Raw genomic sequence first — 24,570 nt, forward strand, 5'->3', positions numbered from 1 at the left:
ACGGGGGCGTTGGCGGGCCGGGGACATCGGGAGGCGGGCGCGGATGGCCGGTACAGGGGCGTACGACCAGGGGTACGACTACGTCATCGTCGGCGCCGGCTCCGCGGGCTGTGTGCTCGCGGCCCGGCTGTCCGAGGACCCGTCGGTGCGCGTCGCGCTGGTGGAGGCGGGCGGCCCGGACCGCAGACAGGAGGTCCGCGTCCCGGCGGCCTTCCCCAAGCTCTTCCGGACGCCCTACGACTGGAACTTCACCACCACGCCCCAGGCGGGCCTGCACGGACGCGAGCTGTACTGGCCGCGCGGCCGCACCCTGGGCGGCTCCTCCTCGCTCAACGCGATGATGTGGGTGCGCGGCCACCGCGCCGACTACGACGGCTGGGCCGAAACGGCCGGCGAGGAGTGGTCCTGGGACGGGGTGGCCCGCTACTTCCGGCGCGCGGAGCGCTGGGCCGGACCGCCCGGCGGCCGGGTGCACGGCACGACGGGGCCGCTGTGGATCTCCCCGGCGCGCGACGTCCACCCGCTGACCGGCGCCTTCCTCGACGCGTGCGCGGAAGCCGGACTGCCGCGGCTGGCGGAGCTGAACGGTCCCGACCACAGCGGCTGCGCGCCCACCCCGCTCAACCAGCGGCGCGGACGCCGGTGGAGCGCCGCCGACGGTTATCTGCGCCCGGCGCTGCGCCGCGCGAACCTGCGGGTGGTCACGGGCCAGGAGGTCCGCCGGGTGCTCTTCGAGGACGGCCGGGCGTACGGCGTCGAGCTGCCCGGCGGGCGGCTGCGGGCCCACCGCGAGGTCGTCCTGTGCGCGGGCGCGATCGGCTCCCCGCAGCTGCTGCTGCGCTCCGGTGTGGGCGACGCCGACCAGCTGGCGGAGGCCGGTATCGCGCCGGTGGCCGAACTGCCCGCGGTGGGCCGCCACCTCCAGGACCACCTGTCCGTACCGGTCCTGATGCGCACCGCACTCCCCCGCACCCTCACCGGCGCCGACACCCCCGCGAACATCGCGCGCTACCTGCTGTCCCGCCGCGGCCCGCTCACCTCCAACATCGGCGAGGCCGTCGCCTTCCTGCGCAGCGCCGGGGACCTGCCCGCACCGGACCTGGAGCTGATCTTCGCGCCGGTCCCGTTCGTCAACCACGGCCTGGAGCCGCCGGCCGAGCACGGCGTCACCATCGGCGTGATCCTGCTGCGGCCGGAGAGCCGCGGCCGGATCACCCTGGGCGACGGCCCGGACGCGCCGCCCCGCATCGACCCGGGCTACCTCACGTCCGACGCGGACCTGCGGCGGCTGCTGGCCGGGGTCCGCTTCGCCGAGCGGCTGTACGGGACGAAGGCGCTCGCCCCGCACGTCACGAAGCCGCTGCAGCCATGGCCGGGCGAACAGGACGACAAGACGGCCGGGGAGACCGTCCGCGCCCTCGCCGAAACCCTCTACCACCCGGTGGGCACCTGCCGGATGGGCACCGGCGACGACACCGTCACCGACCCCCGCCTGCGGGTACGCGGCGTCACCGGCCTGCGCGTCGCGGACGCCTCGGTCATGCCGGCCATCACCCGCGGGCACACCCACGCCCCCACCGTGATGATCGCCGAGCGGGCCGCCGACCTGCTGCGCGCCTGACGCGCGCCGCCGCCCGGCGGGTACATGCGCGATCTTCCGGAAAGCCGGACACTGGACCACCCGGGGGCACACCCGGGACGGCACAGGGAGTGACGCCCGCGTACCACACGTAACGGTTTCCGGAGGGAAGACGGAACGGACGACGGAGGGCCCGATGACGCAATCCGTGCTGCGCGAACGAACCCGGCGGGGGTTCGGCCGCCTCGTGGACCGCTACCTGGACATGCCCGAGCCGGTCACCTTCGACGTCGAGTGCGTCCGTGATCTGCGTGTCCCCATGCGGGACGGCACCGTGCTGCTCGCCGACCGCTACCGGCCGCGCGGCGCCGGGCCACTGCCGGTGGTGCTGCTGCGCACCCCGTACGGCAAGCACAAGCCGGACATCAAACTGTTCGCGGGCGTGCTGGCCCGGCGCGGCTTCCAGGTCGTGGCGCAGAACGTGCGGGGCGTCTTCGGCTCCGGCGGCGAGTTCCACGCCTTCGTGCACGAGAAGGAGGACGGGCTGGCCACCGCGGCGTGGCTGCGCGAGCGGGCGTGGTGCGACGGCCGGCTGGCCACCGCGGGCGCCAGCTACCTCGGGCACACCGAGTGGGCGATCGGCCCGTACCTGGACCCGCCGCTGGAGGCGATGTGCCTGGGCATCACCACCTCCGCCTTCCCCGCGGCCTTCTACCCCGGCGGGGTGCTGGCGCTGCACAACATGCTGGTGTGGTCCTCCGCCACGGGCACCCAGGAGGAGGCGCCGCTCGGCGGGCTGCTGCCCAACCCGCTGCACGACCGGCGGGTGCAGCGCGCGATGCGGACGCTGCCCGTCGGCGAATCCGACCTGGCCGCGATCGGGCGTCCGGAGCGCTTCCTGCGCGAGGTCAGCGCGCACGCGGAGCCGGACGACACCTACTGGGCGCCCATCGACCACAGTGCGGCGGCGCTGGACATGGCGACGCCGACCAGCATGGTCACCGGCTGGTGGGACATCTTCCTGCCGTGGCAGCTGCGGGACTTCGCGGCGCTGACCGCCGCCGGGCACCGCTCGCGGATCACGATCGGGCCGTGGGCCCACGACCGCAGCGCGCTCAAGGCCACCCTCACCGACCATGTGTCGTGGCTGAGCGCGCAGCTGGCCGGCGATGTGACGCAGCTGCACCAGTCCCCGGTCCGCCTCTACCTCCAACGGGCGGGCCGCTGGCTCGACTTCGACCGGTGGCCGCCACCGCAGTCCGTACCGACGCCGCTGCGCCTCCAGCCGTCCGGCGGGCTCGACTGGCCGGAGCCGCCGGACAGCACGCCCGACCGCTTCACGTACCACGGCGCCGACCCGACCCCGTCGACCGGCGGCCCGCTGCTGCTGCCGGGCGAGGTCCGGCAGCAGGACAACACGGCCGTCGAACAGCGGCCCGACGTGCTGGTCTTCACCGGCCGGCCGCTCCCCCGGGACCTGGACCTGATCGGCCCGGTGTCGGCCGAGGTGCACGTCCGTACGGACTCCGGGCACGGCGATGTGTTCGTACGGCTCTGTGACGTGGACCGGGCCGGGGTCTCCCGCAACGTCACCGACGGGATACTGCGCCTGCGCCCCGGCGCGCCGCCCGCGGATGCCGACGGCGTGGTGAGGGCCCGGGTGGAGATGCACCCGACGGGCTACCGGTTCCTGCGCGGGCACAGCCTGCGGGTGCAGGTGGCGGGCGGCGCGTTCCCCCGGTACGCGCGCCACCACGGGACCGGTGCGCCGGTCGCCACCGCCGTCGCCTGCCGCCCGATACGGTTCGAGGTCTTCCACGAGCCGGGCCGCGCCTCCGCGGTCGTCCTGCCGCTGATGACCGCGCCGGGCCCGCCCGGCGGGAGTGAACCGGCCTGAGCGCGGTACTCGTCGTCCCGTCCGCGCGCCGCGCGGACGGCACCGGCGACGGTGCTCCGCCGAGGGCCCTCGGGGCCGAGGAGATGCCATGGGACTGGTCAAAGCGGCCGTCATCGTGCTCGACTGCGCCGACCCGGAGAAGCTGGCGGACTTCTACGCCGACTTCCTGGAGGGCGAGATCCGCACCGAGCACCTGCCCGACCGGGTGGAGGTCGTCGCCAACGGCACCCAGATGTCCTTCCGCCGCGATCTGAACATGACGCCGCCGACCTGGCCGCGCCCCGACAGCTCGCTCCAGGCCCATCTGGACCTGCTGGTGGACGAGGCGGACATGGACGAGGCGGAGCGCAAGGCGGTCAGCCTCGGCGCGCGCCCGCTGGACACCAAGGACGACACCGGCCCCCGCGAGGTACGGGTCTACTCCGACCCGGCCGGGCACCCCTTCTCGCTGCGCTGCTCGCTCCAGTCGGGCCCGAAGACCGACTGAAGCCCGCACCGCACGCTCCGTGCGCCGCCGTTCAGTCGGCGTCCGGCCGACGCGGGCCCACGGTGATGACCGCGTACCCCTCGCCCGGGCCCGGCGGGCGGGTCCAGGAGCGGGTGGTGAAGGAGTGCAGCCGTCCGTGGTCGAGGGCCAGGCGGGGCAGCGTGACACCGAACGTCGCGGCGATGGCGGCCAGGGCGCCGGCCTCGCCGCGCCGTTCCATGTACCGGCCGCCGTCGCGCACCTCGGGGAAGAGACGCTCCGGCAGCAGTGCTTCCGGTATCTCCCCTGAACGCTCGCACCGCTCACCGAAGACCGTGAACGCATACCGCTGGGTGCCGTGCTCCGCGACGGACAGGTGGAACAGCGCTCCCCGGTCGAATCTGTCGGGCGCGGCCCAGACCACCCCGGCACGGCCGTGCCGGGACGCGGCGACGGCCGGGGAGACGAACCGCGTCTCGTCGAACGGCTGCGGATCGCCGTCGAACGCGAAGCTCCAGCCGTCCCCGGCCCGGCCGACCCCGGCCACCGCCTTGTCGTCGTACGAGGAGGACACCCCGCCCGGATTCAGGGCCCGGCGCGCGTCCCACCGTGTCATCGGCTCTTCCAGCGTCGCGCCCTCCTCGGCGCCGACGAGGGCGGGCAGCGCCGCGGGCTCCGCGCCCTCCACGAGCACAAAGCGGTACTCCCGGTGCCCGCCGTCCGCCTCCGCGAGCCACGCGAGCCCTCCCGGGTCCACGTCGACCGCTGCCGCGACGGCCCCGGTCGCCTCCTCGCCCCGGGGCGTGGCCAGCAGCGTCCGGCACCGCTCCGGCGTGAGCACGGGGCCGAGCAGCGGATCGGCGGCGAGAGCGACCGGTGCGAGGTGGTCGGGCTCCAGCGGCTGCCATGCGGGCAGCGCGGCGAGCAGCGTCCGCCAGGCCGCGTCCGTATCGCCCCAGCGGGCCTGCTCCCGGGCCCGCCGCACGGCGTCGCCGAACGGTCCGGGGGCGTTGTCCAATTCCCCGACCGGTCCGCCGGGGTCACGGCGGTACCGGTCTCCGAGCAGCCAGGTGATCTGGTTCCGCAGCGCCCCGGCCCGGGGCCTGCCGAACTCCTGCGCCTCGGCGAGCACCGCCTCAGCCCGCTCGTACGCGCCCCGCAGCGCGTCCCGCCGGGCCTCTTCCACCCGCCGGTCCCACTCCCGCGTCGTGGCGTTCACGAAGTCCGGCCGGTCCGCCCGCAACTGGTGGAATTCCCGGTAGGCGTCCTGCATGAACTCCCAGAAGGACGCGTACCGGTGAGGAGGGCTGGCCCGCCACGGAGCCCAGGTGTACACCGCCCATTCGCCGTGCTCGTCCACGTCCTCCGGGTCCAGCATGACGTCCACCGCATCGGATTCCACGGCCAGTTCGAGGGCCCGGGTCCAGACCGTGGCCTCCAGGATCTCCTGACGCGTCGCGTCCTCGGTCAGGTTCTCCTGGAAGATCTCGGCGAGCCCCGCGTCGTCCTCGTGCCAACGGGCTTCCGCCGTGCCCGCCAGCAACCACACGAATCCGCCCGCGTGCCGCCAGCCGTCGGTGACCTCCAGGAACGTGCGGTACGAGGGCGGCAGCCGGTGCCCCAGGCGCTCTTCGAGGGCGGCGATGCGCTCGGGCGCCGCGGGCGCGAAGCCCAGCCAACGGGCGCACTCGGCCTCCACGCCGTCCGCGTCGCCCATGTCATCGGGCCCGCCGGAGTCCGCCCACTCCCCGCTCCACCGCGTGAGGAAAGCCTGCCAGTCGTGGTCTGAGCCCGCTGTCTCCGTCATGCGTGCGATCGTCGCACCCGGCACTGACAACGGGCTGTGCCGGTCAACGCCAGGTGGCCATGGCCGGAGTTCGCCGGCCACTCCGCGTGCGTGTGAGGCACGGCCGCGACCAGATCACCGTAACGGCGCACTGCCCTGTAGCGCCCCGTCTCCGGCGTGGGCCGGCGGTCGTTCCGGGCAACCCCCGCGCACAGGGTTGGCCTCGGCTCCCCTATGTGGTGCCATGAGGCGAGTTCCGCCGGGTTGACCGAAGTGACCTAGAAGCAACTCATGGAGCGCGAGGATTCATGGATACTTCTCGCAGGCCCCAGCAGGCCCCCGCCCCCTACAGGGGCAGCCTCCCCCACGGCCCCGCCGGACCCGCTCACCCGCCGCCGGCCTTGGAGGACGACGGCGGCCGCGCGGCGGTGGAGTGCGGCCATGAGCGGGGGCACGTACTGGATTCGCTGTTCCACGGGCAGGGGTATGCCACGGCCGCCAGCCGCCGGATCTTCTGTGACCGATGTCGGCTGCGACGGTGGCTGGAAGTGGAGGCCGCGCTGACGGCCAGTCAGGAGCAGCTCGGCATGGTGCCGCCCGGGACGGCGGCGCGGGTGGCGCGGGCCTGTGAGCCGGGCCGGATCGATGTCGCCTCCCTGGCGCCCGAGTTCCGCCGTACGGGCCATTCCCTCGTGCCGCTGCTGCGCGGTCTTGAGGCGGTGTGCGAGGCGGGCTCGGGGGAAGTGGTGCACCTGGGGGCCACCACGCAGGACATCCAGGACACCGCGCAGTCCCTGGAGATGCGGGACGTGCTGGACGAGGCGGACCGGGAACTGGCCACCATGACGGCACGCCTGGTCGCACTGGCCGGGATGCACCGCGACACCATGATGGTGGGCCGCACCCACGGCCAGCCCGCGCTGCCGATCACCTTCGGTCTCAAGGTGGCGAGCTGGCTCGACGAACTGATGCGGCATGGAGAACGGCTGGGCCAGCTGCGCGAGCGGGCCCTGGTGGCCCAGTTGCACGGCGGTGTCGGCACCATGGCCGGCTTCCAGGGGCGCGGGCAGGAACTGCTCGCCGACTTCGCCGCCCGTCTGGGGCTCGGCGTTCCGGTCGTGGGCTGGCACGTCGCGCGGGACCGGGTGGCCGAGTTCGGCACCACGCTGGCGCTGGTCGCGGCGACGCTCGGCCGGATCGCCGAGGAGGTCCGGGTGCTCTCGCGCGCCGAGGTCGGTGAGCTGTCCGAGGGCTGGGAGCACGGGCGGGTGGGCAGCAGCACCATGCCGCACAAGCGCAATCCCGAGCGCTCCGAGCAGGTCGTGCTGCTCGCCCGGCTCGCCCGGTCCGCCGCCGCGCTCGGCGTCGAGAGCATGGTGCAGGAGCATGAGCGCGACGCGCGGGGCCTGCGGATGGAGTGGGTCGCGGTCGCCGACGTGTCGCACTACACGCTGGCGGCGCTGGCCATCCTGAACGAGGTTCTCGCCGGGCTGCGGGTGCACCGCGAGCGGATGGCGGCGAACGCCGCGTCGGTGGCGGAGTTCCTGTGCACCGAGGCGCTGATGCTGGCCCTCGGCGAAACCATCGGCAAGCAGAGCGCGCACACCCTCGTCTACGAGGTGAGCCAGCGGGCACAGAGCGATGGCCGTCCGCTGCGCGCCTGCGTGCGCGAGTGCCAGGAGATCACCTCCCGGTTATCCGCCGCCGCGCTGGACGATCTGCTCGACCCGTCCCGCTATGTGGGCGAGGCAGGTGCCCTGACCGACCGGGCGGTGGAGCGCGCCCGGGTCCGGCCGGCCCGCGCGGAGGAGGGGGTGCCCTCATGACCGCTGTGCTGCGTTTCGAAGGTGAGCGGGCCTGCGAGGCCGACATCGAGGCGCACACCCCCGAGATGCGCGGACAGCGGCAGCACCTGCTCCGTCAGCTCGCCGTGTCCCGCGGCGAGCGGGTGCTGGATGTCGGCTGCGGCCCCGGCTATCTGGTCTCGGAGCTGGTGGCCCCGGTCGGCCCGGACGGCGGGGTGTGCGGCATCGACGTCAGCGCGTCGATGCTGAAGCTGGCCCGGGCGCGGTGCGCGTCGGCCGGTGCGCGGGTGAACCTGGTGGCGGGGCGCTGCGAGGAGATCCCCTTCCCGGACGCCTCATTCAACGCCGCCGTCTCCTCTCAGGTGTACGAGTACGTCGGCGACATCGAACGGGCCCTGGCCGAGCTGTACCGGGTACTGCGCCCGGGAGGCCGCGCCGTGGTGCTCGACACGGACTGGGATTCGCTGGTGTGGCACTCCGCCGACCGGCCCCGGATGCGGCGGATCCTCGAACTGTGGGAGGACCATGTGGCCGACCCCCGGCTGCCCCGGCGGCTCGGCCCGCTGCTCCGGGAGGCCGGGTTCACCGAGGAGAGCCTGACCACGCTGACCTTCCTCAACCGGCGGTGCGATCGCGACACCTACAGTTACTGGCAGGTGGGCTTCATCGAGGCGTTCCTCGCCGGCCATCCCGGCGCGGACCCGGAGGTGACCAGGGCCTGGGCCCGGGAGCTGCACGAGCTGGACGTGGCGGGGAACTACTTCTTCAGCCTCGGCCGGTACGCGTTCACCGTGGTCAAGCCCGGCGGCTGAGCCGGTCCGGTCGGGGCGGGAGACAGGGCGGGACGGACCGGCGGCCCGCCTCACCCCCGCTCGCGCGCGAACTCCCGGAGGAAGTCCGCCAGCGCCTGTACGCCCTCCTGGGGCATCCCGTTGTAAACGGACGCCCGTACCCCGCCCACCAGGCGGTGCCCGGCCAGGCCGAGGAATCCTTCCGCCTGCGCGCGGGCGAGGAATTCCCCGGTCAGCGACTCGTCGGCAAGCCGGAAGACGATGTTGGTGACGGAGCGATGGTCCGGGTGGGCGGTGGGGCGGTAGAACGCCGTGCGGTCCAGTTCCTCGTACAGCAGCCGCGCCTTCGCCAGATTCGTCCGTTCGACCGCGGCGAGGCCGCCCTGGTCGCGTATCCACTCCAGCGTCAGGGAGAGGACGAAGACGGCGAAGGTGTTCGGGGTGTTGTCGAGGGACCCGGAGGCCGCGTAGACGGAGTAGTCCAGCAGCCGCGGGGTTTCGGGCAGCGCGTGGCCGAGCAGGTCGTCGCGGACGGTCACCAGGGCCATGCTGGAGGGGCCCAGGTTCTTCTGGAACCCGGCGTAGACGATGCCGAACCGGCCGTGGTCCAGTCGTCGCGAGAGGATGTCGCTGGTGGCATCGGCCACCAGCGGGGCGGGGCAGTCGCGCGGGAAATCGTTCCAGCGAGTGCCGTAGACCGTGTTGTTGCTGGTGAGGTGGAGGAAGGCGGCGTCCGGCGGACAGTGCCGCGCGGTCACCTCGGGTATCCGGTCGAAGCCGGTGTCCCGGCTGCCGGCGACGATCGCGGCGGTGCCGTAGCGAGCGCCCTCGCGCTGCGCCTGCTGGGCGAACAGGCCCGTCACGACGTATCCTGCCGTGCGGGTCGGGGACCGGCCGATGAGGTTGAGCGGCACGGCGGCGCACTGCATCCGGGCACCGCCGTGCACGAACAGCACATGGTGCTCCTCCGGGAGCCCGGTCACCTCCCGGTACAGCGCCACGGCGGTGTCGAGCACGCCCCTGAACCGGGGGTGCTTGTGGCTGATCTCGATGATCGAGGCGCCGTCGCCCGCATGCGCCGCGAGCTCCTCGCGCACCCGCCGGGCCACCGGCCGGGGCAGCGTCGCGGGTCCCGCGGAGAAGTTGTACGCACCCCGGAGCTCAGGCGTGCCGGACACCCCCCGCCGGTTGCCCTCCGTGCGCCACCGATCCGCTTCCGCCTGCCGCCGGTCCATCCCGGTGTCTCCTCCCGGTCGTCCGTACGTCCTCGCGCACGGCGCGGGCGCCCGTACGGCGTCCCCTCCACCGTGCCGGGCGCCCGCCGTCAGCCGTGCGGCCGTCGGGCCCGTCAGCCCCTCAGCACATCCGCAGCCCCTCGACGAACGCCTCGACACCCTCGGCGCGGACCTGCGCGACGGCGTCCGTCGCCGGGCTCGTCCGGTCCCGCAGGCGCCGGGCCAGCGGTTCCAGCTCCTCGGCGGGCGCCACCGGCTCCCGGTGCAGCGACCTGGCCGCCAGGTCCAGGGCGCGCCGGCCCCACTCCGTCAGCGGCGTCCCGGCTGCCTCGGCCGCCCAGCCACGGGTCTGGACCTCGGCGGCGGCGGTGCGGGCGTCCTGGAGGGACCAGCCGCCGAACAGGTCGCGGCAGCCTTCGATGTCGCCCAGCCAGCCCAGCAGCATGGCCAGCCACGCGAAGGTCTCCTCGCGGTTCATCGTGGGCAGGTGGCGGATCTCGACGAAGGTGCCGCGTCCGCCGTCCCGGAGCACCGCCTCGCCCCGGCCTGCCGTCACCGCCTCCAACGCCTCCGCCACGCTGCACGCCTCGTCCAGGCGCATCCGTACCCGTACCGCCGGCCAGCAGAAGACCAGGCCGGACGCCAGGTCGGCGATGGTGCAGTGCAGGGTGCGCTTGGTGCCGTCCGGGTCGACGAACTCGGCGTGGCCCGCCTCGGCGAACTGCCACGTCGTCAACTCGGGTACCAGCGGGGTGTGGAGGGTGCCGTTCCGCGTGACCTCGAAGATCGGCAGCGCCCACGCCTCACGCATGTAGTCCGCCAGGCTGCCGTACAGGCGGCGCGGATAGTGCAGGCGGTGGGCGAAGAACGGATTGGAGTCGGACAGTTCCGTGTAGCCGCGCAGGCGCAAGGAGTACCAGGGCTGCACCCGGCCGCCGAACACCGCTGAGTTGGCGCCCCACGCGAAGATCAGCGGCGTCATCTTGATGAGCGTGTTGCAGGCGTCGATCACCTGCGGCAGCGGGACGTCGACGTTGAACTGGACGGCGGCGAAGCCGGGCCAGGCGTCACTGGCGTAGTGGCCCGGGAACCGCTCGGCCTGTGCCAGCCACAGGCCGTAGTGTGCCTTGTCTGCCAGGTACGGGCCGCCGAGGGTTTCGGTCAGTGGCTGGCAGCCGTGGGCGAGGGCGGACAGTTCCCCGGCCGCCAGGGCCGGGAACACCACGTCGTCGAGCGTGCGATGCCAGGCGGTCTTTGCGGCGGCGAACCCCTCTTCGGGCGGCAGGGCCGTCTCGACCGTGCAGAAGCCGTAGTCGTTGCCCACGTCCAGGGTCCCGTGGTCGCGCGCCGACCGGACGCCCACCAATGCGCCGGTGGTGGCGTCGCGGTAGGGGGTGAAGTCCGGCCGGGTGGCCAGCCGTTCGAAAACGGCTTGTACGGCCGGGCGGCCGGCCGCAGCCCCCCGGCGGTCGACCACGGGCAGTTCTGACTCGATGCCGATCTTCATTGTCCAAGCTCTCCGTCGGAAGGGGGCGTTGCTGGCACGCTAGGGCCCGGAACCGGGCCCCCGCCGAACGCCTGGCCGCACTTCACGCTTTACGGTGAACTCCACCCCGTCGTTGATGTCCAGCACCTGGCTCTGCGCGTCCGGCACACCGCCGACGTGCCGCCGGTACGCGGCGATGACCTCGGCGTTCTTCTTCGGTACCAGGATGTTGTCGGCCACCACCAGGCCGCCCGGCCGCAGCGCCGGCCAGCAGGCGTCGAAGTCCCGGACGTACAGCTCCTTCCAGTGGTCCAGAAGGACGAGGTCGACCGGTCCGGCCAGAGTGGGGACGAAGGCGGGCGCCTCCAGCGCGGTCAGTTCGACGACGTCGGCGAGCCCCGCCCTTGTCACGTTCTCCCGCTGCTCGGCCTGCTTCCCGGGATCGACCTCGATGGAGTGCAGACGGCCGCCGGTGGCCCGTACCGCCTCGGCGAGCCAGAGCGTGGAGTAGCCCACCGAACCGCCGACCTCCACGACCGTGCGCGCGGCCATCGCCCGGACCAGGGAGTTCAGAAACTGGCCGACGTCCGGGCCGACGTCGAGCATGAACGATCCGGCACGTTCGCGCAGGGCGGTACCGCCCTGCGCGCGCAGCGCCTCAAGTTCCCGCTGCTCCTTGAGGGATCGTTCCTCCAGCTCGGTCAGGACAGCCGTGAACCGGGGGTCCGGCTCCGGCAGGAGCCGCCGCATCAGTCGATCCCGAAGAAACGGCGGGCGTTGTCGCACAGCAGTTGCCGCTTGGCCGTCTCGTCGATGTCCTTCCGGTCGGCCAGAGCGGTGACCGCGCCCGGGAACTTCGCGTCAAAGTGCGGGAAGTCGCTGGCGAACAGCAGGTTCCGGGCCAGCCCCTGGTCGATGAGCACGGGCAGCAGCGGGTCCTCCGGCTCCACCCCCAGGTAGCACTGTCGCTTGAAGTAGGTGCTGGGCCGCTCGGGGAGCGGCGGCCGGTCCTTGGCGAACTGCTCGGCGTGGTCGTCCATCCGGTTCAGCCAGAACGGGGCCCAGCCCGCCCCGCTCTCCATGAAGGCGAACCGCACTCCGGGGAAGCGCTCCAGGACACCGCCGGTGATGAGGAGCATGACCGCCGTCATGTGCTCGAAGGTGTGGCTGACGAGGTGCCCCTGCATGGTGTCGTGGGTGCGTTCGGTCCCGATACGGGGGATGCGCGCGACCCCGAACCCCTCGTGGAAGCACACCGCCACGCCGTGTTCCTGACAGAACTCCCACAGCAGGTCGTAGACCGGGTCGTCGACGTTGCTCCCGGCCACGGTGTTGGGCCGCAGGATGACGGTGCGCACGCCCTGCTCCAGGGCCCGGCGCGCCTCGTCCACGGCCAGCACGAGGTCGTGCTGCGGCAGCGCGGCGACCGGGAACAGCCGCTCGCGGTCCGCGGCGCAGTAGGCCAGGGCCCAGTCGTTGTACGCCTTGGCGACCTCGTACGCGAAGGCGGAGCTGCGCAGGGCCGGGAGCAGGCCGAGCACCTTGGACGGGAAGATGTAGGCGCGGCTGATGCCCTCCCGGTCCATGGCGGCGAGCCGGTCCTTGGGGTCCAGGCCGCCGCGCCGCAGCGCTCCGAGCACGTCCACGGCGGCCGGGTCGTCGGACTTCCAGCTGCCGGGGGTGTACGTGGCGCCCTGGGTGCTGCCGAACCAGGCGGCCTGGGTGGGCCGGCCGTGGAAGGTGGACGAGGGCTGTTCGATGACCCGGCCCTCGGCGGTCAGCCGGCCGTCCTGGTAGGAGGGCATCCAGGCGGCGTACTTCTCGGGCAGTCTCCCCCGCCACCAGTCGTCGGAGTCGGGCAGCACGATGTGGCTGTCCGCGTCGATGACGGGGTAGTCACGATGAGCGACCATGCACCACTCCTTCAGGAAAACCCGGGAAGGGTATGTCGGTCGGCGCGCACGGCCCGAGGACCCGCGCACAGGCGCCGGTCCGGACGCCGGCGCCGGGCCGGTCACCGCTCACGCGCTCGGGTACGGGTCCATCCCCTCTTGCGACACGCGGGACCATTGTTCCCGCCCTCCGGAGAAAGGGGGAAGAGGGGCCACCCGACCAATAAGGCGGCGCGCGGCCTCCGTCATCACTCCCGTATCCACCGGCCCCGTCCGTGTCGGACGCCTGCCGTGAACCGGCGGGGTGCACGTACCGCTCCGCTCCCTGTGTCCTACGGCACCGGGCGAGACGGCCACCACCGGGGCACTCGTCCGCCGACCGCGGAGCTCCCCGGCCTCGGCCGGCCGGCACGCACACTCCGACCGGCAGGAGACCCGGCCCGCGATACTGGCGGTGACGGTCACACGGGCCCGGCGCGCACCGCTCACCCGGCTCCCAGCCGCAGCCGCAGGAACCGCGGCCGGTAGAGCCCGACATCGCCGTTGACCTGGGCGTCGGAGGGGGTGCCCGGCGGGCCGAGCCAGTTGATGTCGTAGCTGAGCAGGAGGTGGCCGGGGGTGCTGAACTCCGGGTGGACCTGCGGGTTGTAGGCGGCGACGCGGTGCTGCCCGGTGGGGTCGGCCGGGCGGGGCGGGGTGATGCGTCCGCTCGGGCCGTGCCAGGGGCCCTGGGCCGAGCACGACCAGTAGGTGGTGATGGACGACAGGGCGTTGCCGGGCTCCCCGGGCGTGTCCATGGAGAGCAGCACCCAGGTGGTGCCGTCCCGTACGACGGTGAAGGAGCTGCCCACGCCGCGCCCCTTGGCCGCGCGTATCACGGGGGCGGCCCGGCCGGGGTGCGACTGCCAGTCCCGCCCGTCCCAGTACTGCCAGGCCCCGGCCTGCCCGAGCCGGCCGGTGGGCACCCGTGCCAGATAGGCGTTGGAGGTGGGGCGCGACGGCCCGTCGTCGCCGCCGTAGACGTACGTCCACGCGCCGTCCTGTACGGATGCGGTGCCGTAGAGGACGCGGCGCGCGGGGTCGGGTACGGAGGTCTGGTCGACGACCGGCGTGATGCCTTCCAGTCGCAGGTCGGGCAGGGAGAGCGTGGCGACCTCGGTCGTGCGGGGGATGCCGAAGATCCACGGGTTCTGGCCCGGCGCGCGGTTCCACAGCAGGACCCGGACGACCTGTTCGGGTGAACCGGGTGTACGGGGTTCCACGTGCGCCTGCACCGGCCAGCGCCAGCCGTCCGGCAGGTCGGGGAAGAACGGGCCCGAGCCCCCGGCGCCGGTCAGGGTGCGTTCCAGGCGGCCCGAACGGTCCATGACGACGAGGGAATTGTGGATCAGTGCCGGGGTGCGGCCGGTGTCGGAGGAACGCCAGTGGTGCGGTTGTCCGAAGGGGTTGGGCGGCGGCTGGACGCGGTCGGTGAAGGTGTCGGAGAAGATCCACAGGGTGCGGCCGTCGGGCAGCCGGACGGAGTGGGTGCCGTCGCCCGCGGTCCAGTCGTCCACCCGGGTGTTGTCGTTGCCGTAACGGATGAACTCCTGGGTGAAGCGGGATGCGGCCGACCAGGAGGCCACCTTGCGCGCGGTGCACGCCGGGCCCGGTCGCTCGGGGAGTGCGAGGAGCAGCGCGACGCCGGCGATCAGGGCGAGCACCGCCGCCACGACGACGGTCCGCCTCACCGGCACGCGCATGTCCCTCCCTCGTCACCATGGCGCGCCGCCCACCGTACAGAACCCGCCCCGGCGAGGGCCGCGAACCATCCCGACCTGCCAAGAATGCGGCGAACCGCCACCGCGGATGTCTACTGGCGGGTAGCAACACCGCCGGAAGGGCGATCGTAGAGCTTCCCAACGGAGCAATCCCAGGTCAACGAGGGCAAGGTCACAGCCCGTGGCCCTGCTGCGGCTAACGACCGTTCGCCTAGCCTGCTGCCATGACCGCCCAGTCCCCCGAACTTCCTCTGGCCGCCGCGTTCCCGGACGCGGACCGCGAGCAGTGGCAGCGCCTGGTCGAAGGCGTCCTGCGCAAGTCGGGCGCCGCGGAGGCGACCGGTACCGCCGCCGAAGACGCGCTGGCCACCGCCCTTGAGGACGGCATCCAGGTCCGTCCGCTGTACACCGCCGAGGACGCGCCCGAAGCCGCCGACGCCACCGGCCGCCCCGGCTTCCCGCCGTTCGTACGGGCCGGCCGCGCCACCGGCAGCACCGTCGCGGGCTGGGACGTACGGCAGCGGCACGCGGACACCGATCCGCGGCGCGCCAACGAGGCGGTCCTCGCCGACCTGGAGAACGGCGTCACGTCGCTGTGGCTGGCCGTCGGTGACGGCGGCGTGCCGGTGGCGGAGCTGGCCACCGCGCTGGACGGGGTCTACCTGGACCTCGCGGCCGTCGCCCTGGACGCGGGCGCGGACTTCGCAGAGGCGGCCGACGCGTGGTTCCGGCTCTGCGACGACAAGGGCGTGGCCCGCTCAGAGACCGCGGGCACCCTGGGCGCCGACCCGCTGGGCGTACTGGCCCGTACCGGCCGCGCGGACGACCTGGCCGGGCATCTGGAGGCGGCGGCCGGGCTGGCCCGGCGGTGCGCCGACGAGGCGCCCCGCACGCGCGCGCTGGCCGTGGACGCGCTGCCGTACCACGAGGCGGGCGGCTCGACCGCCGAGGAGCTGGGCTGCTCGCTGGCCACCGGCGTGGCCTACCTGCGGGAGCTGACCGCGGCGGGTCTGGGCGTGGACGCCGCCTGCGCACAGCTGGAGTTCCGGTACGCGGCCACCGCCGACCAGTTCCTGACCATCGCCAAGCTGCGGGCCGCCCGGCGGCTGTGGTCGCGGGTCGCCGAGGTGTGCGGCGCCTCCCCCGCGGCTCGCGCGCAGCGCCAGCACGCCGTGACCTCGACGGTCATGATGACCCGTCGGGACCCGTGGGTGAACATGCTGCGCACCACCGTGGCGGGCCTCTCGGCGGGCCTGGGCGGCGCTGACGCCGTCACCGTCCTGCCGTTCGACGCGGCGCTCGGGCTGCCGGACGCGTTCGCCCGCCGTATCGCCCGCAACACCCAGTCGATCCTGCTGGAGGAGTCGCACCTGTCGAAGGTGATCGACCCGGCGGGCGGCTCCTGGTACGTGGAGCGGCTGACCGACGAGCTGGCCCACGCCGCATGGGGCTGGTTCCAGGAGATCGAGGCCGCGGGCGGGCAGGCCGCGGCGCTCGGCTCCGGGATGGTCGGCGAGCGGCTGGCCTCGACCTGGCGCAAGCGGTCCGAGGCCCTGGCGCACCGCCGTGAACCGGTCACCGGCGTCAGCGAGTTCCCGTTCCTGGCCGAGGCGCCGGTCGAGCGCGAGCCCGCGCCCGTACCGGCCGGCGGCGGGCTGCCGCGGGTGCGCCGGGACGAGGCGTACGAGGCGCTGCGCGCCCGCTCGGACGCGCACCTGGCGGCCACCGGCAGCCGCCCGAAGGCGTTCCTCGCGGCGCTCGGCCCGGCCGCCGTGCACACCGCGCGCGCCACCTTCGCCTCGAACCTCCTCCAGGCGGGCGGCATCGAGCCGGTGCACGATCCGGTGTCGGTGGACGCGGAGTCGGCGGCGGAGGCGTTCCGGGCCGGCGGCGCGGGCATCGCCTGTCTGTGTTCGAGCGACGCGCTGTACGCCGAGCAGGCGGCCGAGGTCGCGGCGGCCCTCAAGGCCGCGGGCGCGCGTCAGGTGCTGCTGGCCGGGAAACCGGGCGAGCAGCGGGAAGCATATGTACGAGCCGGAGTGGACGCGTTCGTGTTCGCGGGCTGCGACGCGGTCGAGGTGCTGACCTCGGCCCTGGATGTCATGGAGGTGGCGTGATGAAGCGCGCGACGGAGCAGGCGGGCGCCATCCCGGACTTCAGCACGGTCGAGCTGGGCGGGCCGCAGGCCCCGGAGGGCGACGCGGCGCAGTGGGCGGCCGCCGTCCAGGAGGCCACCGGCAAGGGCGTCGACGACCTGGTGTGGGAGACGCCCGAGGGCATCGAGGTCAAGCCGCTGTACACCGGCGAGGACCTGGCCGGGCTGGACTTCCTGCGCACGTACCCGGGCATCACGCCGTACCTGCGCGGCCCGTACCCGACCATGTACGTCAACCAGCCCTGGACCATCCGGCAGTACGCGGGCTTCTCCACCGCCGAGGAGTCCAACGCCTTCTACCGGCGCAACCTGGCGGCCGGCCAGAAGGGCCTGTCCGTCGCCTTCGACCTGCCGACCCACCGCGGCTACGACAGTGACCACCCGCGGGTGACCGGCGACGTCGGCATGGCGGGCGTGGCGATCGACTCGATCTACGACATGCGGCAGCTCTTCTCCGGCATCCCGCTGGACAGAATGACCGTGTCGATGACGATGAACGGCGCGGTGCTGCCCGTCCTCGCGCTGTACATCGTGGCCGCCGAGGAGCAGGGCGTACCGCCCGAGAAGCTGGCCGGGACCATCCAGAACGACATCCTCAAGGAGTTCATGGTCCGCAACACCTACATCTATCCGCCGCGCCCCTCGATGCGGATCATCTCCGACATCTTCGCGTACACCTCGCAGAAGATGCCGCGCTACAACTCCATCTCCATCTCCGGCTACCACATCCAGGAAGCGGGTGCGACGGCCGACCTGGAGCTGGCGTACACCCTCGCGGACGGCGTGGAGTACCTGAAGGCGGGCATCGACGCGGGGATGGACGTGGACGCCTTCGCGCCGCGGCTCTCGTTCTTCTGGGCGATCGGCATGAACTTCTTCATGGAGATCGCCAAGCTGCGGGCCGCCCGGCTGCTGTGGGCCAAGCTGGTCCGGCGCTTCGACCCGAAGAACCCCAAGTCCCTGTCCCTGCGCACCCATTCGCAGACCTCCGGCTGGTCGCTGACCGCGCAGGACGTGTTCAACAACGTGACGCGCACGTGCGTGGAGGCAATGGCCGCGACGCAGGGCCACACCCAGTCGCTGCACACCAACGCGCTGGACGAGGCCCTCGCGCTGCCCACCGACTTCTCCGCCCGTATCGCCCGCAACACGCAGCTCTTCCTCCAGCAGGAGTCGGGCACCTGCCGGGTCATCGACCCGTGGGGCGGCAGCGCGTACGTCGAGAAGCTGACCCACGACCTGGCGCACCGGGCCTGGCAGCACATCGAGGAGGTGGAGGCGGCCGGCGGCATGGCCAAGGCCATCGACGCGGGCATCCCGAAGCTGCGGGTGGAGGAGGCCGCGGCCCGTACGCAGGCGCGGATCGACTCGGGGCGGCAGGCGCTGATCGGCGTCAACAAGTACCGGGTGGACACCGACGAGCAGATCGACGTGCTGAAGGTCGACAACTCCGCCGTACGCGCCCAGCAGATCGACAAGCTGCGGCGGCTGCGCGCGGAGCGCGACGAGGCGGCCTGCCAGGACGCGCTGCGCGCGCTGACCGCCGCCGCCGACGCCGGTCCGGGCCAGGGCCTGGAGGGCAATCTGCTGGCGCTGGCCGTGGACGCGGCCCGCGCGATGGCGACGGTCGGTGAGATCTCCGACGCACTGGAGAAGGTCTACGGGCGCCACTCCGGGCAGATCCGTACGATCTCCGGTGTGTACCGAGACGAAGCGGGCCCGTCCTCCGGCGTGGACCGGACCCGGGACCTGGTGGCCGAGTTCGAACGGGCCGAGGGGCGCCGGCCGCGCATCCTGGTCGCCAAGATGGGTCAGGACGGCCACGACCGCGGCCAGAAGGTGATCGCGACGGCCTTCGCCGACCTGGGCTTCGACGTGGACGTCGGCCCGCTGTTCCAGACGCCGGCGGAGGTCGCCCGGCAGGCGGTGGAGGCGGACGTGCACATCGTCGGCGTCTCCTCGCTGGCCGCCGGGCATCTGACGCTGGTGCCCGCGCTGCGCGAGGAGCTGGCGGCGCAGGACCGGGAGGACATCATGATCGTGGTGGGCGGGGTGATCCCGCCGGGCGACATCCCGGCGCTCCACGAGGCGGGCGCCGCGGCCGTCTTCCCGCCCGGTACGGTCATCCCCGATGCCGCGTACGACCTGGTCAAGGACCTCGCCGGGGTCCTCGGCCACGACCTGTGAGCCACTGCGCCGATGCCTGAGACACCCCGGCCCCGAGCGGCCCGCAAGCGACCGACGATCGACATCGACCAGTACGCGGCGGGCGTGCGCGAGGGCTCCCGGGCCTGGATCGCGCGCGCCATCACGCTCGTGGAGTCCACCCGGGCCGACCACCGGGCGCTGGCGCAGCGGCTGCTGGTCGAGCTGCTGCCGCACGCCGGCGCGGCCCGGCGGGTGGGCATCAGCGGAGTGCCCGGGGTCGGCAAGTCGACGTTCATCGACGCGCTGGGCTCCCAGCTGACGGAGGCCGGGCACCGGGTCGCCGTGCTGGCCGTCGACCCGTCGTCCAGCCGTACCGGCGGCTCCATCCTGGGCGACAAGACGCGGATGGCGCGGCTGGCCGCCGACCCGGCGGCGTTCGTGCGGCCCTCCCCCACCTCGGGCACGCTCGGCGGGGTGGCGCGGGCGACCCGGGAGTCCATCGTCGTCATGGAGGCCGCGGGATACGACGTGGTGCTCGTCGAGACGGTGGGCGTCGGCCAGTCGGAGACGGCCGTCGCCAACATGGTCGACACGTTCCTGCTGCTCACCCTCGCCCGGACCGGCGACCAGCTCCAGGGCATCAAGAAGGGTGTGCTGGAGCTGGCCGACCTGGTGTCGGTCAACAAGGCGGACGGGCCGCACGAGCGGGACGCGAAGTCGGCGGCCCGGGAGCTGTCCGGCGCGCTGCGCCTGCTCCAGCCGCCGGACGCGGCCTGGACCCCGCCGGTCCTGACGTGCAGCGCCCGCGAGGGCACCGGTCTGGACACGGTGTGGGACCGCGTCGAGCAGCACCGCAAACTGCTGGAGTCCACCGGGGCGCTGGCGGAGAAGCGGCGCGACCAGCAGGTCGACTGGACCTGGTCGATGGTCCGCGAGCAGCTGCTGAACCGGCTCCGGGACCACCCCGGGGTACGGGACGTGGCCCCGGAGGTGGAGCGGGAGGTACGGGCGGGCACGCTGACGGCGACGCTCGCGGCGGAGCGCATCCTGGGCGCGTTCGGGATGCCGGGCGGCGAGCTGTAGGACGCCGGCTCCTCATGCCGGGGACATCACCTCGTACAGGTTCCCGGTGTCGTCCTTGAAGAACAGGCCGCGCGGGCACAGCGGGTGGTCGGTGCGGCCGTTGTCCGGGTGGGCGGGCTCGCTGCCGTAGGGAATTCCGGCTTCCTGTATACGGGCGAGGATCGCGTCGAAGGTGGCCGGGTCCACGTCGAACGCGAGGTGGTGGCCCTCCGGTTCCGGCACTGCCATGAAGTCGAGGGTCAGCTGATCATTGACGCGGACCGGCGCGAAGTGCCCGTCGCGGCCGGCCGGCGGCAGCTCCTCCAGCCCCATGACCGAGGCGAAGAACCGGGCCGCCGCGCGGTGGTCGGCGGCGGGCACGATGGTGTGGTTGAGCGTGACGGGCACGGGCCCTCCCCTGGAGTCGCTGAGGCGCACCACCGTACGGAGTGAGTACTCACTCCGTCAACGTCCGGCCCCCCGCCCGGCCCCGAAATGCGCGACCGCCGCCGCCTCGAACCTCCGCTCCGCCACCGAGACATAGGTGTCCGCGCGCCGCACCAGACACAGCACGCGACGGCAGCCCGGTACGTCCAGGCGCAGCCAGCGGACCGGCGCCTCGGCCGACTCGTTGCGGGCGATCTCCGGGATGAGCCCGATGCCCAGCCCGGCACCGATCATGAACTGGGTCGCGGCCGGCTCGTCGCCCTCGCAGGTGATGACGGGGCTGCGGCCCGCCGCCGCGAACAGCCGGTCCAGCAGCTCGCGCTGCCAGTGCCCGCGGCGGGTGGTGACGAACGGTTCGTCCGCGACCTCGTCCAGACCGACGCGCTCGCGTCCGGCCAGCGGGTGACCGACCGGCACGGCCAGCAGCACGTCCTCCTCCCTGAGCACCACCGACCGCAGCCCGGCGCCGCTCAGGGGCTGCGAGGCGATGCACAGGTCCACCTCACGGGCCGCCAGCTGACGGGCCATCACCTCGGCCGTCGACTGATGGAGCCGGATCTCGACACCGGGGTGCGCGGCCCGGAAGGCGGACAGCAGCGAGGTGAGCGTCAGCAGCGTCTCGGCGGCGACCACGACCCGCCCCTGGTCCAGGCCCGCGGCGTCCGCCAGTTCGCGCCGCGCGTCGTCCAGCTCGCCGAGCGCCCGCTCGACACGGCGCAGAAAGGCGGCGCCGTACCGGTTGAGGCGGATCGACCGCCCCTGCCGGTCGAAGAGCGGCACGCCCAGCTCCGCCTCCAGCCGGGCGACCGTCCGGCTCACCGCGGGCTGCGCGACCCGCAGTTCGGCCGCCGCCCGGCTGATGTGCTCGTGCCGGGCCACCATCCGGAACGTCCGCAGGGCCGTCAGGTCCACGCCGGCCCCCGCTCAGACGGTGAGGCCGCCGTCGACGGGCAGGACCGCGCCCGTCACGTACGAGGCCCGGTCGCTGAGCAGCCACGCCGCGGCCTGCGCCACCTCTTCGGGGGCGGCCGCGCGGCGCAGCGGGGTACGGGAGGTGAGCCGGTCGAGGAGGCCGGGTTCGCGGGCGGCCCAGTCCTCGATCATGGCGGTCATGGTGGTTCCGGGGGCGACGGCGTTGACGCGGATGCCCTGCGGGCCGTACTCGACGGCGGCGGTCTGGGTGAGGCTGTTCACGGCCCGCTTGGAGGCGCCGTACAGACTCATCCCGGCGGACGGCTTGAGGCTGCCGACGCTGCTGTTGTTGACGATCGCGCCGGTGCCGGCGGTGGCGAGGATCGCCCGTATCTCGGCGGCCATCGCCAGCCAGACGCCCCGGTGGTTGACGGCGGTGATCCGGTCGAACTCCGCCACGGGGATCTCGGCCAGCGGCGCGTGGGCGATGCCCATGCCCGCGTTGTTGAACGCGCCGTCCAGGCGGCCGTGGCGCTCGACGGCCGTGTCCACCGCCCGCTGTACGGCGTCCGCGTCCGCCAGGTCGGCGACGACGTGCTCGGCGCTGCCGCCCGCCGCCCGTACCTCCTCGGTGACGGTGGCCAGTTCCGCCTCGGTCCGTGCGGTCAGGACGACCGCGGCGCCCTCCCGCGCGAACAGCCGCGCTGCGGCGGCGCCGATGCCGCGCCCCGCCCCGGTGATCAGCAGGACCTTGCCCTCCAGCAATCGCCCGCCGTCCGTGCCCCGTTGTTCCTTGCCCGTCGTCTGCGTCATGCCGATCATTGTGCAGGAGGCCGCGGGGGCGCCCCGCCGCGGCCGGACGACCCGGGCACCGACGGCCGCCGGTACGCGTCCGGCTGTATCGGCCTCCAGGTGCACGGGGCGTCCGACGTGATCTCGTACCGCGACATCCGCGTCAAGGAGTTGTAGCGGCACGGCGGTTGGCGCGCACGGGGCGGCGGATGCGGGTGCCGCCGCCCCGTTCCGGCATCAGCGGATGTTGACGTCGATGCAGGCGTAGAAGGCGTTGGCGGTATCCGCGACGTTCCAGACGGCGAGCACCTTCTGCTTGCCCTTGATGCCCTGGAAGTTCACGTTGTGGGTGACCGTGGCCGGTGGCTTGGCCCCGTGGTCGTCGATCTCGGCGATCTTGCGGCCGCCGATGAAGTACTGCCACGTGCTGGTGCGGTGCTGGGCCGTCAGCCGCCAGGTGAAGGCCTGGGAGCCGCCCACCGAGGTGGCCTTCCAGCCCTTGCTGTCGTCGTCGAGCTCCCGGAACCGGGCGTTGCCGCCGCTGCAGCTCTTGAGGCCCTTGGGCCCCTCGACGCTCTGCGGCTCCCACTTGATGTCTCCACAGGAGACGGTGCCCGCCGCGCACTGGGCCTGGCGGCTGGCCGGGGCGTTCACATAGCCGTGCGCGATGGCCGAACCGGCCGGCAGGGTGACGACGAGCAGCGGGGCCAGCGCGGCGCCGATGGCCGTGGCGATCTTTCTCTTCTGGTGCATGTCGACTCCTTCACGGTGGAGGCCCGGCCCGGGACAGGCGTCTTCCGGCGCTGTCGCGCCGTACGTCCGGTTCGGGGGACCTCGCTGGTGGGGGTGGGTGACGCGAAGGTGTGGTGCACGACGCGCGGGGACCGCGGCCGCCCCGGTGGTGCGGTGCCGACTGGGTGGGAAGGACCGGATTCCCGTGCGCCAATTGGTCTAGACTTTACCGATTGGCAGGCTCCGGTCAAGAGGTCGGACATCAACTTCTTGTACCCCGGGCGTCACTTGAGCCCCAGAAGGAACTACCCCGTTCAGACCTTGGGAATGTCGAAATACCGGTTCATGTTGGCCGCCAGCCCGAGATCGCCGGACACCTTGATCTTGCGGGTGATCACCATCGTCACCGGATTGCCGTTGCCCGAGACCAGCCGCAGGAACTCCGCGTCGCCCATCCGCAGCGTCAGCCGGGGCTCGGCCGGGCCGGTGCCCTCGCGGACCGTGCAGACCCCGGCCGCGAGCGTGGTCTCGTAGACCGCCTCCCGCTCACCGGTGATCCGCCAGCGGATCACCGCGCGCAGCTCCCCCGCCTCCTCGGGCCGGAACTGCCGCTCCATCCGCCCGAAGATCTCACCGAGCACCCGGTCCCGCAGCTCACCGCGCGCGAGCTCGGTGATCTCCCGCGTCGACAGCCCCTTGACGATCCGCGCGAACTCCTCGGGCGTGACGCTCGCGAAGTCGAGCTCGGCCAGCAGCGACCTGACATCTCGGGCCACGGCACTCTCCTCATGACGGAAATCCACTTCCAGCATGGTGCACGCCCGGCATACCGGACCGCCGCCCGGGGCCGTCTTCCGGCGCGTCCCGGCCTCCTCACCCGCCACATCCGGCCGCCGGGGCACCGCTTCGCGCCGTTCCCGCGCGGCGGGCGGCCCGAAAGGGGTTGGCGGCGTGCGTACCGGTTACCCGTGGCCCGTGCACCGCGCGGAGGCGGCCGTTCCGACGTACGCGCCTCCCCTCCCCCGCAGCGCACCGGACCAGCGGCCGCGGCCTCCGCACGGCGCACCGGCGGGAGGTGGGGCACCGGGAACAAGGAGCACCGCCATGTCCGGAAACCGGAGCGTCCGCCGCGTCGCGCTGGCCGCCGCCCTGTCGGCCCTCGCCGTCACCGCGCCCGCCGGAGCCGGCGCCGCCGCCGCGCCCGCCCCCGCACCGGCCGGCGACCAGGCCGAGGTACCCGCCCGCAGCGGCAGCACGGAATCGGCCGTCGACCGGGTCGCCAACTTCTACGGCAGCTATCTCGACGCCGTGCGCGACCAGGGCCGCGGCACGCTGGCGGAAGCGCTGCGCGCCCACTACCTGACCCCCGAGCTGCGGGCGCATCTGGCGAACTGGGAGCGGCGCGAGCACGCGGACGGCGTGCTGCGCGCCCAGGACGCCCCGCGGGCCTGGCGCGTCACGTACAACGACAGCGCCATGGGCCGCGCCTGGACGCGCGTCCGCCTCACCTTCGGCAGCGCCGAGCACCCGCGCCACACCCATCTGCTCGTCACCTGCGATCTGAACACGCTGCGGATCACCGACATCCAGCCGGACACCGGGAAGTAGCCGTACGGCCGTCCCCG

General features: G+C 73.3%; 20 protein-coding genes. 9 read left to right on the forward strand and 11 right to left on the reverse strand.

All coding sequences use genetic code 11. From position 1 onward, the window contains the following. Positions 1 to 43: 43 nt before the first annotated feature. From CP984_RS06215 to CP984_RS06225, 3 genes are all read left to right on the forward strand, one after another. Positions 44 to 1,621 carry a GMC family oxidoreductase gene (locus CP984_RS06215; protein WP_003983688.1) on the forward strand — a complete coding sequence of 526 codons (1,578 nt, stop codon included), beginning with the start codon at positions 44 to 46 and terminating at the stop codon, positions 1,619 to 1,621. Between the two features lie 154 nt (positions 1,622 to 1,775). Then, positions 1,776 to 3,476: a CocE/NonD family hydrolase gene (locus tag CP984_RS06220; RefSeq protein ID WP_003983689.1), complete on the forward strand. Its 1,701-nt coding sequence runs from the start codon at positions 1,776 to 1,778 to the stop codon at positions 3,474 to 3,476. Positions 3,477 to 3,564: 88 nt separating this feature from the next. Continuing rightward, positions 3,565 to 3,963 (forward strand): VOC family protein, encoded by a 399-nt coding sequence (locus tag CP984_RS06225; protein ID WP_003983690.1) that lies wholly within the window; start codon positions 3,565 to 3,567, stop codon positions 3,961 to 3,963. A 31-nt stretch (positions 3,964 to 3,994) separates the two neighbouring features. On the opposite strand, the gene CP984_RS06230 is transcribed toward CP984_RS06225, so the two are convergent. Beyond that, positions 3,995 to 5,749 (reverse strand): SMI1/KNR4 family protein, encoded by a 1,755-nt coding sequence (locus tag CP984_RS06230; RefSeq protein WP_003983691.1) that lies wholly within the window; start codon positions 5,747 to 5,749, stop codon positions 3,995 to 3,997. 287 nt (positions 5,750 to 6,036) lie between these two features. Here CP984_RS06230 and CP984_RS06235 point away from each other — a divergent pair, with 287 nt between their 5' ends. Beyond that, the gene (locus CP984_RS06235; protein ID WP_078575376.1) at positions 6,037 to 7,554 is read left to right on the forward strand and encodes a class-II fumarase/aspartase family protein; all 1,518 of its coding nucleotides are present in this window, start codon (positions 6,037 to 6,039) and stop codon (positions 7,552 to 7,554) included. Further along, complete coding sequence (locus CP984_RS06240) at positions 7,551 to 8,345, forward strand: methyltransferase domain-containing protein (RefSeq protein ID WP_003983693.1); 795 nt, start codon at positions 7,551 to 7,553, stop codon at positions 8,343 to 8,345. Before CP984_RS06235 ends, CP984_RS06240 begins: the two co-directional genes overlap by 4 nt. Positions 8,346 to 8,395: 50 nt before the next feature. Here the strand turns inward: CP984_RS06240 and serC are convergent, their stop codons facing one another. From serC to CP984_RS06265, 5 genes are all read right to left on the reverse strand, one after another. Beyond that, entirely contained in the window at positions 8,396 to 9,559 is a 1,164-nt protein-coding gene (gene serC, locus CP984_RS06245; RefSeq protein WP_003983694.1) for a 3-phosphoserine/phosphohydroxythreonine transaminase, read from the reverse strand. A gap of 121 nt (positions 9,560 to 9,680) precedes the next feature. After that, complete coding sequence (locus CP984_RS42600) at positions 9,681 to 11,066, reverse strand: glutamate-cysteine ligase family protein (protein ID WP_003983695.1); 1,386 nt, start codon at positions 11,064 to 11,066, stop codon at positions 9,681 to 9,683. Between the two features lie 39 nt (positions 11,067 to 11,105). Then, positions 11,106 to 11,795, reverse strand: a complete 690-nt coding sequence (locus CP984_RS06255) for an O-methyltransferase (protein ID WP_003983696.1) — start codon at positions 11,793 to 11,795, stop codon at positions 11,106 to 11,108. Continuing rightward, entirely contained in the window at positions 11,795 to 12,958 is a 1,164-nt protein-coding gene (locus CP984_RS06260; protein WP_003983697.1) for an amidohydrolase family protein, read from the reverse strand. The genes CP984_RS06255 and CP984_RS06260 overlap by 1 nt, the downstream gene beginning before the upstream one ends. Before the next feature lie 464 nt (positions 12,959 to 13,422). Next, positions 13,423 to 14,679 carry a DUF4185 domain-containing protein gene (locus CP984_RS06265; protein ID WP_003983698.1) on the reverse strand — a complete coding sequence of 419 codons (1,257 nt, stop codon included), beginning with the start codon at positions 14,677 to 14,679 and terminating at the stop codon, positions 13,423 to 13,425. A 242-nt stretch (positions 14,680 to 14,921) separates the two neighbouring features. Here CP984_RS06265 and CP984_RS06270 point away from each other — a divergent pair, with 242 nt between their 5' ends. Genes CP984_RS06270 through meaB form a run of 3 tightly spaced genes read left to right on the forward strand, consistent with a single transcriptional unit; the run spans position 14,922 to position 20,083 of the window. Then, entirely contained in the window at positions 14,922 to 16,814 is a 1,893-nt protein-coding gene (locus CP984_RS06270; RefSeq protein WP_003983699.1) for a methylmalonyl-CoA mutase family protein, read from the forward strand. Then, on the forward strand, positions 16,814 to 19,039 hold the full coding sequence (scpA, locus tag CP984_RS06275; protein ID WP_003983700.1) for a methylmalonyl-CoA mutase: 2,226 nt from the start codon (positions 16,814 to 16,816) through the stop codon (positions 19,037 to 19,039). Before CP984_RS06270 ends, scpA begins: the two co-directional genes overlap by 1 nt. Before the next feature lie 12 nt (positions 19,040 to 19,051). Further along, entirely contained in the window at positions 19,052 to 20,083 is a 1,032-nt protein-coding gene (gene meaB / locus CP984_RS06280) for a methylmalonyl Co-A mutase-associated GTPase MeaB (RefSeq protein WP_003983701.1), read from the forward strand. A 12-nt stretch (positions 20,084 to 20,095) separates the two neighbouring features. Here meaB and CP984_RS06285 read toward each other — a convergent pair whose 3' ends face one another. The 5 genes from CP984_RS06285 to CP984_RS06310 all read right to left on the reverse strand — a co-directional run bounded on the left by CP984_RS06285 (position 20,096) and on the right by CP984_RS06310 (position 23,721). Further along, complete coding sequence (locus CP984_RS06285; RefSeq protein ID WP_003983702.1) at positions 20,096 to 20,470, reverse strand: VOC family protein; 375 nt, start codon at positions 20,468 to 20,470, stop codon at positions 20,096 to 20,098. A 57-nt stretch (positions 20,471 to 20,527) separates the two neighbouring features. After that, the gene (locus tag CP984_RS06290; RefSeq protein WP_003983703.1) at positions 20,528 to 21,421 is read right to left on the reverse strand and encodes a LysR family transcriptional regulator; all 894 of its coding nucleotides are present in this window, start codon (positions 21,419 to 21,421) and stop codon (positions 20,528 to 20,530) included. Between the two features lie 12 nt (positions 21,422 to 21,433). Then, the gene (locus tag CP984_RS06295) at positions 21,434 to 22,234 is read right to left on the reverse strand and encodes an SDR family NAD(P)-dependent oxidoreductase (RefSeq protein ID WP_030180375.1); all 801 of its coding nucleotides are present in this window, start codon (positions 22,232 to 22,234) and stop codon (positions 21,434 to 21,436) included. Positions 22,235 to 22,450: 216 nt separating this feature from the next. Then, a complete protein-coding gene (locus CP984_RS06305) occupies positions 22,451 to 22,966 on the reverse strand; it encodes a lytic polysaccharide monooxygenase auxiliary activity family 9 protein (RefSeq protein ID WP_003983705.1) in 516 nt (171 codons plus the stop codon). 293 nt (positions 22,967 to 23,259) lie between these two features. Then, positions 23,260 to 23,721: an SCP2 sterol-binding domain-containing protein gene (locus tag CP984_RS06310; protein ID WP_003983706.1), complete on the reverse strand. Its 462-nt coding sequence runs from the start codon at positions 23,719 to 23,721 to the stop codon at positions 23,260 to 23,262. A gap of 328 nt (positions 23,722 to 24,049) precedes the next feature. Between CP984_RS06310 and CP984_RS06315 the strand changes: the two genes are divergently transcribed. After that, positions 24,050 to 24,553, forward strand: coding sequence for a hypothetical protein (locus CP984_RS06315; RefSeq protein ID WP_030180378.1), 504 nt, complete (start codon positions 24,050 to 24,052; stop codon positions 24,551 to 24,553). Positions 24,554 to 24,570: the final 17 nt, after the last annotated feature.

The sequence above is a fragment of the Streptomyces rimosus genome, from assembly GCF_008704655.1.
GTDB lineage: Bacteria > Actinomycetota > Actinomycetes > Streptomycetales > Streptomycetaceae > Streptomyces > Streptomyces rimosus.

Excerpts from the sequence above, each read along its gene's own strand:
- CP984_RS06215 (WP_003983688.1), top strand. The coding sequence starts at position 44 with ATGGCCGGTACAGGGGCGTACGACCAGGGGTACGACTACGTCATCGTC.
- CP984_RS06220 (WP_003983689.1), top strand. The coding sequence starts at position 1,776 with ATGACGCAATCCGTGCTGCGCGAACGAACCCGGCGGGGGTTCGGCCGC.
- CP984_RS06225 (WP_003983690.1), top strand. The coding sequence starts at position 3,565 with ATGGGACTGGTCAAAGCGGCCGTCATCGTGCTCGACTGCGCCGACCCG.
- CP984_RS06230 (WP_003983691.1), bottom strand. The coding sequence starts at position 5,749 with ATGACGGAGACAGCGGGCTCAGACCACGACTGGCAGGCTTTCCTCACG.
- CP984_RS06235 (WP_078575376.1), top strand. The coding sequence starts at position 6,037 with ATGGATACTTCTCGCAGGCCCCAGCAGGCCCCCGCCCCCTACAGGGGC.
- CP984_RS06240 (WP_003983693.1), top strand. The coding sequence starts at position 7,551 with ATGACCGCTGTGCTGCGTTTCGAAGGTGAGCGGGCCTGCGAGGCCGAC.
- serC (WP_003983694.1), bottom strand. The coding sequence starts at position 9,559 with ATGGACCGGCGGCAGGCGGAAGCGGATCGGTGGCGCACGGAGGGCAAC.
- CP984_RS42600 (WP_003983695.1), bottom strand. The coding sequence starts at position 11,066 with ATGAAGATCGGCATCGAGTCAGAACTGCCCGTGGTCGACCGCCGGGGG.
- CP984_RS06255 (WP_003983696.1), bottom strand. The coding sequence starts at position 11,795 with ATGCGGCGGCTCCTGCCGGAGCCGGACCCCCGGTTCACGGCTGTCCTG.
- CP984_RS06260 (WP_003983697.1), bottom strand. The coding sequence starts at position 12,958 with ATGGTCGCTCATCGTGACTACCCCGTCATCGACGCGGACAGCCACATC.
- CP984_RS06265 (WP_003983698.1), bottom strand. The coding sequence starts at position 14,679 with ATGCGCGTGCCGGTGAGGCGGACCGTCGTCGTGGCGGCGGTGCTCGCC.
- CP984_RS06270 (WP_003983699.1), top strand. The coding sequence starts at position 14,922 with ATGACCGCCCAGTCCCCCGAACTTCCTCTGGCCGCCGCGTTCCCGGAC.
- scpA (WP_003983700.1), top strand. The coding sequence starts at position 16,814 with ATGAAGCGCGCGACGGAGCAGGCGGGCGCCATCCCGGACTTCAGCACG.
- meaB (WP_003983701.1), top strand. The coding sequence starts at position 19,052 with ATGCCTGAGACACCCCGGCCCCGAGCGGCCCGCAAGCGACCGACGATC.
- CP984_RS06295 (WP_030180375.1), bottom strand. The coding sequence starts at position 22,234 with ATGACGCAGACGACGGGCAAGGAACAACGGGGCACGGACGGCGGGCGA.
- CP984_RS06305 (WP_003983705.1), bottom strand. The coding sequence starts at position 22,966 with ATGCACCAGAAGAGAAAGATCGCCACGGCCATCGGCGCCGCGCTGGCC.
- CP984_RS06315 (WP_030180378.1), top strand. The coding sequence starts at position 24,050 with ATGTCCGGAAACCGGAGCGTCCGCCGCGTCGCGCTGGCCGCCGCCCTG.